This is a genomic window from Streptomyces sp. NH27 (genome assembly GCF_056859195.1).
This window is the reverse complement of record NZ_JACEGK010000329.1, coordinates 1-8,854: the sequence shown is the minus strand read 5'-3', so window position 1 is coordinate 8,854 and position 8,854 is coordinate 1. Positions and strand designations below refer to the sequence as shown.

Here is an 8,854-nt window from a genome sequence, read left to right as displayed (position 1 = left end):
CCGTCTCCGCAGCGCCCGTCTACGGCCGCGGCGCCCTGGTGCTGTACGAACTGCGCCGCACGCTCGGCGTGTCCGCCTTCGACCGGCTGCTCAAGGAGTGGCCGGCCGCCCACCGCTACGGCAACGCGTCCACCGCCGACTTCACCGCCTTCTGCGCCCGTTTCACCTCCCGGGACCTGCGGCCGCTCTTCGCCACCTGGTTGTACGGCGCAGAGCGGCCCGCGCACCTGTGAGGCGCGCCCCTGCCGCGTCGGCAAGGGGCGATCCACGGCCGGCCGGCCCGTCAGTCGTGGTCGTAGACCGTGACGGCGACCCCGCGCTCCACCAGCCGGGCGGTGACCAGCGGCTCGACCCGGTCCCACTTCCCGCCGGCCAGGCCGCACCCGATCCGCGGCATGTGCACCGACGCGCCCAGCTCCAGGGCCCGTTCGGCCAGGGACCCGAGCGCGGTGCCGATCGCCTCGTACCGCACCGGCACGCCCTTGCTGCCACTGCGTATGCCGCGCTGGCCGACCATGTTGGCCACCCATGTGTACGTGCCGACCTGGACGAGCTGGACGCCGCCCAGACCGAAGTCGTTGCGCGCCCGCTCGCGGTGCCAGCGCCGGTAGGCCGCCTCGGGCTCCGGCCAGTGGCGCGAGACCGCCAGCACGAACCCCTTGCCCCAGCCGCCCAGGTCGTTGCAGACGTGCGCGATCACCTTGACGCCCTTGCCCTGCGGTGCGGTGGCATCTCCCCGCACATACACGATCTCCCCCATGCCGCCACGCTAGCGCCGGCCACCGACATTCGGCCCCGAGCCCGTCCCGCCGGGCCTCGGCGCGGTCCTGTCCGCTCAACGCAGCGGCTCGCCGACCGCGTGCATGTGGCTCAGCGCCTGCCGGTAGGAGTCGATCAGCCCGGTCTCGGTGTACGGGATGCCGAGGCGGGCGCAGTGCGCGCGGACCAGCGGCTGCGCCAGCCGCAGGTGCGGGCGCGGCAGGCTCGGCACGAGGTGGTGCTCCACCTGGTAGTTGAGGCCGCCGAGGAAGAAGTCGGTGACCGGGTTGCCGCGCACGTTGCGCGAAGTGAGCACCTGGCGGCGCAGGTGGCCCCAGCGCGATCCCTCCTCGGGCATTGCCATCCCCTTGTGGTTGGGTGCGAACGCGCACCCCAGGTGCACCCCGAACAGCGCGTGGTGCAGCGCCGCGAACGCGATCGCCTGCGCCGGCGACAGCGCGGTCAGCAGCAGTGCCGCATACCCCACGAGGTGCGCGATCAGCAGCCCGCCCTCCACCAGCCGCTCCCGGCGGTCCAGCCGGCGCAGGTCCTGGAAGCTGGCGACCTTCAGTGCCAGCCCTTCGAGCAGCAGCATCGGGAAGAACAGCCGCGCCTGATGCTTCGTCAGGAAACGTGCGAAGCCCTGTCGTTCCACCGCCTGCGCCCGCGTCCACACCAAGGCGCCCACCTCGACATCGGGGTCCTTGCCGACGTGATTGGGGTTGGCATGGTGCTTGTTGTGCTTGTCGGACCACCAAGCGGCGCCCATCCCCAGCAGCAGGTTCCCGTGCAGCAGCGCGATCACCCGGTTCGCCCGCCGGCCCGCCGCGATCTGCTGGTGTCCCGCGTCGTGCCCGACGAAGCCGGTACGGGCCGACAGCACCGCCGCCGGCAGCGCCAGTGCCAGCACCCACCACGACCCGGTGCCGCCGACCAGGAAGAGCGCCGCCCACACCGCGGCGAAGGCCAGCAGGTTCAAGGTGAGCGACACCGCGTAGTGCCCGCGCCTGCGCCGTAGCAGCCCCGCGTCCTTGATCTGCCGTAGCAGTGGCGCGAACTCGCTGCCCGCGGCATGTTCCTGTGCTTGCGGCGCAGCTGGTTCGACAACTGATGGGACAGGTGGCGCGACGGCGAGAGTGTGGCTTGCAGGCGGCATGGGCGCTCCTCGGGCATGGTCCTGCGCCGCGTGAATGCCGCGGGCCGGAAAAGGACGGTGGGCGGCCGTCGTCGGCCGTACCCCTGACGCTAGGAACCTCCGCAGCCCGCGGCCATGGCGCCATCACCCCGCTTCCTCTGGGGCGGCCCTACGGAGAACCGGGGGATAACCCCACCCCGCTACTGCCAGGATGGCGCCGTGACCTCGACCGACCACCTCGACCGGCACCGCACCTCGGGCCCCCATCCCGTCACCGCGCCGGAGTCGCGGACGCTGCTGCGCCGCTACTACACCGAACTCGTCGCCCGCTACTACGGCCGCCCCACCGACGACGACGAGGTCGACGCGGTGCTCGCGCAGGAGCCGAGCGACGACCTGACCGGCCCCACCGGCGAGTTCCTGGTCGCCTGGATCGACGGCGTACCGGTCGGCTGCGTCGGAGTGCGCGTACTGACCGCCGGCACCGCGGAACTGACCCGCATGTACGTCGCCCCCGAGGCGCGCGGGCTCGGCGTCGCCACCGAACTGGTCACGGCCGCCGAGGCGGTCGCCCGCGACGGTTTCGGCGCCGCGCGCATCCGCCTGGACACCCGCAAGGACCTCGTCGAGGCCCGCGCGCTGTACGCCCGGCTCGGCTACCAGGAGATCGAGGCGTACAACGAAAGCCCGTATGCGGACCACTGGTTCGAGAAGAAGCCGAGCTGAGCCGCCGGTCCTCCTCGCGCCGGGGGGGGCTCGGGCACCTCGGACCGGCCGGGTGGTGTGGGCGTTCGGGTGCTCCTGCCGGTCCGGGTGCGGCCAACGACGTCCACCGCCGCCCGGCGTCTACGATGCAAGACACACGCGGGGCGGTGCGCGGGATGCGCCGCCCGGCAGGCGAGCTTAGGAGCGAGATCATCAGCGGCAACGTGTCGGTGGAAGCCAGGATCGCCGAGGAGCTTGGCGTACGCGAAGGACAGGTCCGGTCGGCGGTCGACCTGCTGGACGGCGGTGCGACCGTGCCGTTCATCGCCCGCTACCGCAAGGAGGCGACCGGCACCCTGGACGACGCGCAGTTGCGCACCCTGGAGGAGCGGCTGCGCTACCTGCGGGAGTTGGACGAGCGCCGCACGGCCGTCCTCGAGTCCATCGACGCGCAGGGCAAACTCGACGACGCGCTGCGCGCCCAGATCATGGCCGCCGACTCCAAGGCGCGCCTTGAGGACATTTACCTGCCCTACAAGCCCAAACGCCGCACCAAGGCCCAGATCGCCCGCGAGGCCGGTCTCGAACCGCTCGCCGACGCGCTGCTGGCGAACTCCGGTCTCGACCCGCAGGCCGAGGCGGCCGGATATGTGTCCGCGGACAAGGGCGTCGAGGACGCGGCGGCGGCGCTGGAGGGTGCCCGGGCCGTGCTGACCGAGCGCTTCTCGGAGGACGCCGACCTCGTCGGGGAACTGCGCACCCGGATGTGGAACCGCGGCCGGCTGGTCGCCAAGGTGCGCGACGGCAAGGAGGAGTCCGGCGCGAAGTTCGCCGACTACTTCGACTTCGGCGAGCCGTTCACCAAGCTGCCCTCCCACCGTGTGCTGGCGATGCTGCGCGGCGAGAAGGAGGCGGTCCTCGACCTCACCCTGGAGCCCGAGGAGCCCGCCGAGGGCCCGACCAGTTTCGAGCGGCGCATCGCCCAGCAGTTCGGGATCGCCGACCGCGGCCGGCCCGCCGACCAGTGGCTCGCCGACACCGTCCGGTGGGCCTGGCGCACCCGCTTCCTGGTCCGCCTGGGCATCGACCTGCGGGTCCAGCTCCGGCAGCAGGCCGAGGACGAGGCCGTTCGCGTCTTCGCCGCCAACCTGCGCGACCTGCTGCTCGCCGCCCCCGCCGGCACCCGCGCCACCATGGGGCTCGACCCGGGCCTGCGCACCGGCGTCAAGGTCGCGGTGGTCGACGGCACCGGCAAGGTCGTCGCCACCGACACGATCTATCCGCACGCCCCCCGCAACCGCTGGGACGAGTCCCTGGCCACCCTCGCCAGGCTCGCCGCCGCCCACCGGGTGGACCTGATCGCGATCGGCAACGGTACGGCCTCCCGCGAGACCGACAAGCTCGCCGCCGACCTGATCAAGGCGCACCCGGACCTGAAACTCACCAAGGCGGTCGTCTCCGAGGCCGGCGCCTCGGTCTACTCCGCCTCGGCGTACGCCTCGGCCGAACTGCCCGACATGGACGTCTCGTTGCGCGGCGCGGTCTCCATTGCCCGCCGCCTCCAGGACCCGCTCGCCGAGCTGGTCAAGATCGACCCGCGCTCCATCGGTGTCGGGCAGTACCAGCACGACCTGTCCGAGATGAAGCTGTCGCGCTCCCTGGACGCGGTCGTCGAGGACTGCGTCAACGGCGTCGGCGTCGACGTGAACACCGCGTCCGTGCCGCTGCTGCGCCGGGTGTCCGGCATCACCGAGGGCCTGGCCGGCAACATCGTCGCGCACCGCGACAGCAACGGCCCGTTCCGCACCCGCAAGGACCTCAAAGGCGTCGTCAGGCTCGGCCCGAAGGCGTACGAGCAGTGCGCGGGCTTCCTGCGCATCCAGGGCGGCGACGACCCGCTGGACGCCTCCAGCGTGCACCCGGAGGCGTACCCGGTGGTGCGGCGGATCAGTGCGAGCGCGCAGACCGAGATCCCCGCGCTGATCGGCAACGGCACGGTGCTGCGGGCCCTTCGTCCGCAGGACTTCGTGGACGACTCCTTCGGCCTGCCGACCGTCACGGACATCCTCACCGAGCTGGAGAAGCCCGGCCGTGACCCCCGCCCCGCCTTCAAGACCGCGACCTTCAAGGAGGGCGTGGAGGAGATGAAGGACCTGCGCCCGGGGATGCTGCTGGAGGGCGTGGTCACCAACGTGGCGGCCTTCGGCGCGTTCGTCGACGTCGGCGTCCACCAGGACGGTCTGGTGCACGTCTCGGCGTTGTCCGACTCCTACGTGTCCGACCCGCGCGATGTCGTCAAGCCCGGCGACATCGTGCGCGTCAAGGTCCTCGACGTGGACCTGCCGCGCAAGCGGATCTCGCTGACGCTGCGGCTCCAGGACGAGGCCCGGCCGCGCGGTGGCGATCAGCGCGGCGGCGAACGGCAGGACGGCGAGCGACGCGGCGGCCCGCCGCGCCAGGGCGGTCGCGGCGGCAACAGCGGCGGCCGGGGTGGCAACGGAGACAGGAGCGGCAGCCAGGGCGGAGGCGGCCGGCGCGGTGGCTCCGGGCAGCCCGCACCGGGCGGTGCGATGGCCGACGCGCTGCGCCGTGCCGGCCTGACCGGCGGCAAGTAGGCCCCACGACCCAGGGGCACACCCCTTACATCCCGGGCGACACCCGCGATGCCTTGCCCGGTTTTTACCCGCCGGGCCTTGCAAGGCGGGGCACGGGGAACCAGGACGGCTCGCGGCGCGTTCCACTGGATAGGTACGGTGAGGGCGCGGCGCGGGCCGCCGTGAGATGGAGGCGGGGAGCATGACGAATCGTACGAAGGTCGCCATCGGTGGCGTGGTGGTAGGGCTGATCCTGCTCGCCTGGATTCCCTGGTGGGTGTTCTTCCTGGTCGTGATCGGCGTGCCGGCCGTCGCGTACTTCACGCTCGACTCCTCCCAGCGCCGCCGGCTGCGCCGCGTGAGCCGCCGGCAAATCGGTCGCTGACCTCGCCGTCCCCTCGATAGGGTGAAGTGTCGGGTCAGGGAATCCGATCGAGGGGAAAGCACTTCATGCTCAGCGGTTCCGTCGTCGCGGTCAGTCGTGACGCCACGCACCGGTTCAGCAAGGTCAACCAGGACAGCGTCCGGCTGCTCGCCGGACTCGGCGTCGAGGGCGACGCGCATCTCGGCGTGACCGTCCAGCACCGGTCCCGGGTGGCCCAGGACCCCACCCAGCCGAACCTTCGGCAGGTCCATCTGATCCATGCCGAGTTGTTCGACGAGTTGCGCGCGGCCGGGTACCAGGTCGGGCCCGGCGAACTCGGCGAGAACATCACCACCCACGGCCTGGCCATTCTCGACCTGCCCGCCGGCACCCGGCTGCGGCTCGGGCCCACCGCGCTGATCGAGGTGACCGGCCTGCGCAACCCCTGCCGCCAGATCGACACCTTCCGCAGCGGCCTGCTCAAGCAGGTCGTCGGACGTGACGAGGCGGGCGCGATCGTCCGCAAGGGCGGCGTCATGAGCGTCGTGATCGAGGGCGGCGTCGTACGCCCCGGCGATCCGATCGCCGTCGAGCTGCCCGCCGCACCGCACCGCCCACTGGAAAGGGTCTGAACCCGCCATGACGGCCGACGTCACCGCCGTACGCTCCGTCCCGGAGCTGGCCTCGCTCGTGGCCGCCGGCGCCCGGGTGAAGTACCTGCACTTCTGGGGCCACCGCCCGCAGCGCGACGGCAGTATCGGCCCTGGCTGCCTCAGCCAGTGGTGGCCGGCCCCCTTCACGGTGGACGGCGTCACCTACGCCACCAGCGAGCACTGGATGATGGCGGGCAAGGCCCGGCTGTTCGGCGACGAGGACGCCGCGCGCAGCGCCGTCGCCGCCGGTCACCCCAAGGCCGCGAAGACCGTGGGCCGCACCGTCCGAGGCTTCGACGAGGCGCTGTGGGAGCGGGAGCGCTTCGCCCTGGTCGTCGCGGGTAGCGTGCACAAGTTCGACCAGCACCCCGACCTGCGCGCCTACCTGCTCGGTACCGCTCGCCGCGTGCTGGTCGAGGCCAGCCCGCTGGACCGGATCTGGGGCATCGGCCTGGCCGCCGATGACGACCGCGCCGAGCGCCCCCACGCCTGGCGCGGCCTGAACCTGCTCGGATTCGCCCTCATGGCGGCCAGGGAGCGGCATGCCGCCCCCGGAGGAGAGGCGCCAGGAGTACAGGCCCTCGAAGGACAGGTCCCCGGACGAGAGGCACCCGCCGTCCCATGACCGAACGCCTGGTGGTCATCGGTGGCGACGCCACCGGCATGTCCGCCGCCTCCCAGGCCCGCCGCCGCAGGCCCGCCGACGACCTGGAGATCATCGCCTTCGAGCGTGGCCGGCACGTCTCCTACAGTGCTTGCGGCATCCCGTACTGGATCGCCGGCGACACCACCGGCCCCGACGCGCTGATCGCCCGTACCGCCGCCGAGCACCGCGACCGCGGCATCGACGTACGTCTGGGCAGCGAGGTGACGGAGATCGACCGCGACGGCGCCCGCGTCCTGGCGCGCGACGCCGACGGCCGTGAGCGGTGGACCGGCTACGACCAACTGGTGATCGCCACCGGTGCGCTGCCCGTAAGGCCGCCGATCCCGGGCATCGACGCGCCCGGTGTCTTCGGAGTGCAGACCCTGGACGACGGCGAGGCCGTACTGCGCGGCCTGGACCGTGACGGGGTGCGGCGGGCCGTGGTGGTCGGGGGCGGCTACATCGGTGTCGAGATGGCCGAGGCGATGCTGCGGCACGGCCTCGACGTCACCCTCGTCGACCGCAACCCGGAGCCGATGACGACCCTGGACCCCGACATGGGGCGCCTGGTACGCGCGGCACTCGAAGGGCTCGGTGTCACCGTCGTCTCCGGCAGCGCCGCCCGCGAGGTGCTCACCGACGCCGCCGGACGGGCCCGCGCCGTTGCCACCGACGACGCGGAATATCCCGCTGACCTGGTCGTCCTCGGCCTGGGCGTCCGGCCGAACACCGCCCTCGCCCGCGACGCAGGACTGCCCCTGGGCACACACGGCGGGCTGCTCACCGACCGTTCGATGCGGGTGCGCGACACCGAGCGGATCTGGGCCGGCGGTGACTGCGTCGAAGTGCTCAACCTCGTCTCCGGCGCCTGGCAGCACATCGCGCTGGGCACCCACGCCAACAAGCACGGCCGGATTATCGGCACCAACATCGGCGGCGGCTACGCCACGTTCCCCGGCGTGGTCGGCACCGCCGTCAGCAAGGTGTGCGACGTGGAGATCGCCCGGACCGGCCTCAAGGAGTCCCAGGCCAGGGCCGCGGGCCTCGACTTCGTCATCGCGGTCATCGAGTCCACCAGCCGGGCCGGGTACTACCCGCAGGCGGCCCTGATGACCGTCAAGATGCTCGCCGAGCGTGGCACCGGACGGCTGCTCGGCCTCCAGATCGTCGGCCGGGAGGGCGCGGCCAAGCGCGTCGACGTCGGCGCGGTCGCACTCACCGCGGGGATGACCGTCGGGCGGATGGTCGATCTCGACCTCGGCTACGCCCCGCCGTTCTCCCCGGTGTGGGACCCCGTGCTGGTCGCCGCGCGCAAGGCGGCGGACGCGGTGGCCGCCGACATCGCGAGCGCGGCGGGCGGCACCGGCGCCCATGGCGTCAAGCCGACCTGACCTCGGCCGCGGCGAGCCTGCCGAGAGCTTCGAGCAGCGGCGGCAGCGCTGAGCCGCGCCCCACCGGCAGGACCTCCCCCGGTGCGTCGTCCAGCAGTACGAACGCCATGTCGTCGGCCCTGGCCACCAGGCTCCAGCCGGGGCCGTCGGCGCGGACCGCCCCGTATACGGTGCGGACCCGGCCGGGCGGAGGGGGTTCGCGGGTGTACGCCTCGGCGCTCTCCAGGGCGCGGCGGACGCCGTCGTGCGAGATGGCGGGACCGGGCGCCTTCACGTCGGCGCGACCGGCCCCGCTACGGGCGGCGGGCGCGTGGTCGTCGTGGCGGGTTTGAAAGTCGGGGACTCCGGAGTCGCTTGTGCCGCTGGTGGTGTCGGTGCCGCCTTCGGCTGTCGCTGTCGCTGTCGCCGTGTCCGCATCCGCGGCGTTGGCGGTGGCGTCGGTAGCAGCCGCGGCGTCCGTGGCGGCGGGGCCGATCTGGTCGCGCCATTCGCGCCACCGGATCGCTATCTCGTCGGCGCCCAGACGCCGTTGCTGCGGTCCCCACACCGATGTGTCGGGCGGGGCGAGGGCGGGCCCTCCACCGGACTTCGCGTCGGGGTCGTGCGG

At 72.7% G+C, this 8,854-nt stretch carries 8 protein-coding genes and 2 pseudogenes; 7 read left to right on the top strand and 3 right to left on the bottom strand.

What is annotated here, in order from left to right; translation table 11 throughout:
- Window positions 1-233: pseudogene (locus AC13HU_RS24285) on the top strand (M1 family peptidase); the annotation flags it as partial.
- Between the two features lie 50 nt (window positions 234-283).
- Here AC13HU_RS24285 and AC13HU_RS24280 read toward each other — a convergent pair.
- Window positions 284-760: a macro domain-containing protein gene (locus AC13HU_RS24280; RefSeq protein WP_483044060.1), complete on the bottom strand. Its 477-nt coding sequence runs from the start codon at window positions 758-760 to the stop codon at window positions 284-286.
- A 75-nt stretch (window positions 761-835) separates the two neighbouring features.
- Window positions 836-1,915 (bottom strand): fatty acid desaturase family protein, encoded by a 1,080-nt coding sequence (locus AC13HU_RS24275; RefSeq protein WP_483044059.1) that lies wholly within the window; start codon window positions 1,913-1,915, stop codon window positions 836-838.
- Window positions 1,916-2,113: 198 nt separating this feature from the next.
- Here AC13HU_RS24275 and AC13HU_RS24270 point away from each other — a divergent pair, with 198 nt between their 5' ends.
- The 6 genes from AC13HU_RS24270 to AC13HU_RS24245 all read left to right on the top strand — a co-directional run bounded on the left by AC13HU_RS24270 (window position 2,114) and on the right by AC13HU_RS24245 (window position 8,247).
- The gene (locus tag AC13HU_RS24270; RefSeq protein ID WP_483044058.1) at window positions 2,114-2,620 is read left to right on the top strand and encodes a GNAT family N-acetyltransferase; all 507 of its coding nucleotides are present in this window, start codon (window positions 2,114-2,116) and stop codon (window positions 2,618-2,620) included.
- 155 nt (window positions 2,621-2,775) lie between these two features.
- On the top strand, window positions 2,776-5,214 hold the full coding sequence (locus tag AC13HU_RS24265; protein ID WP_483044061.1) for a Tex family protein: 2,439 nt from the start codon (window positions 2,776-2,778) through the stop codon (window positions 5,212-5,214).
- A gap of 181 nt (window positions 5,215-5,395) precedes the next feature.
- Complete coding sequence (locus tag AC13HU_RS24260) at window positions 5,396-5,578, top strand: hypothetical protein (RefSeq protein WP_328472075.1); 183 nt, start codon at window positions 5,396-5,398, stop codon at window positions 5,576-5,578.
- 65 nt (window positions 5,579-5,643) lie between these two features.
- Window positions 5,644-6,189, top strand: coding sequence for an MOSC domain-containing protein (locus tag AC13HU_RS24255; RefSeq protein ID WP_483044057.1), 546 nt, complete (start codon window positions 5,644-5,646; stop codon window positions 6,187-6,189).
- A 7-nt stretch (window positions 6,190-6,196) separates the two neighbouring features.
- The gene (locus AC13HU_RS24250; RefSeq protein WP_483044056.1) at window positions 6,197-6,835 is read left to right on the top strand and encodes an NADAR family protein; all 639 of its coding nucleotides are present in this window, start codon (window positions 6,197-6,199) and stop codon (window positions 6,833-6,835) included.
- Complete coding sequence (locus AC13HU_RS24245) at window positions 6,832-8,247, top strand: FAD-dependent oxidoreductase (RefSeq protein WP_483044055.1); 1,416 nt, start codon at window positions 6,832-6,834, stop codon at window positions 8,245-8,247. Before AC13HU_RS24250 ends, AC13HU_RS24245 begins: the two co-directional genes overlap by 4 nt.
- On the opposite strand, the pseudogene AC13HU_RS24240 reads toward AC13HU_RS24245, so the two are convergent.
- Window positions 8,234-8,854 (bottom strand): annotated as a pseudogene (locus AC13HU_RS24240) (hypothetical protein); the annotation flags it as partial. The gene AC13HU_RS24245 and the pseudogene AC13HU_RS24240 sit on opposite strands and share 14 nt — an antisense overlap.

What these genes read in the sequence shown, in the direction of transcription:
- AC13HU_RS24280 (WP_483044060.1), bottom strand. Translation starts at nt 760, where the DNA reads ATGGGGGAGATCGTGTATGTGCGGGGAGATGCCACCGCACCGCAGGGC.
- AC13HU_RS24275 (WP_483044059.1), bottom strand. Translation starts at nt 1,915, where the DNA reads ATGCCGCCTGCAAGCCACACTCTCGCCGTCGCGCCACCTGTCCCATCA.
- AC13HU_RS24265 (WP_483044061.1), top strand. Translation starts at nt 2,776, where the DNA reads ATGCGCCGCCCGGCAGGCGAGCTTAGGAGCGAGATCATCAGCGGCAAC.
- AC13HU_RS24260 (WP_328472075.1), top strand. Translation starts at nt 5,396, where the DNA reads ATGACGAATCGTACGAAGGTCGCCATCGGTGGCGTGGTGGTAGGGCTG.
- AC13HU_RS24255 (WP_483044057.1), top strand. Translation starts at nt 5,644, where the DNA reads ATGCTCAGCGGTTCCGTCGTCGCGGTCAGTCGTGACGCCACGCACCGG.
- AC13HU_RS24250 (WP_483044056.1), top strand. Translation starts at nt 6,197, where the DNA reads ATGACGGCCGACGTCACCGCCGTACGCTCCGTCCCGGAGCTGGCCTCG.
- AC13HU_RS24245 (WP_483044055.1), top strand. Translation starts at nt 6,832, where the DNA reads ATGACCGAACGCCTGGTGGTCATCGGTGGCGACGCCACCGGCATGTCC.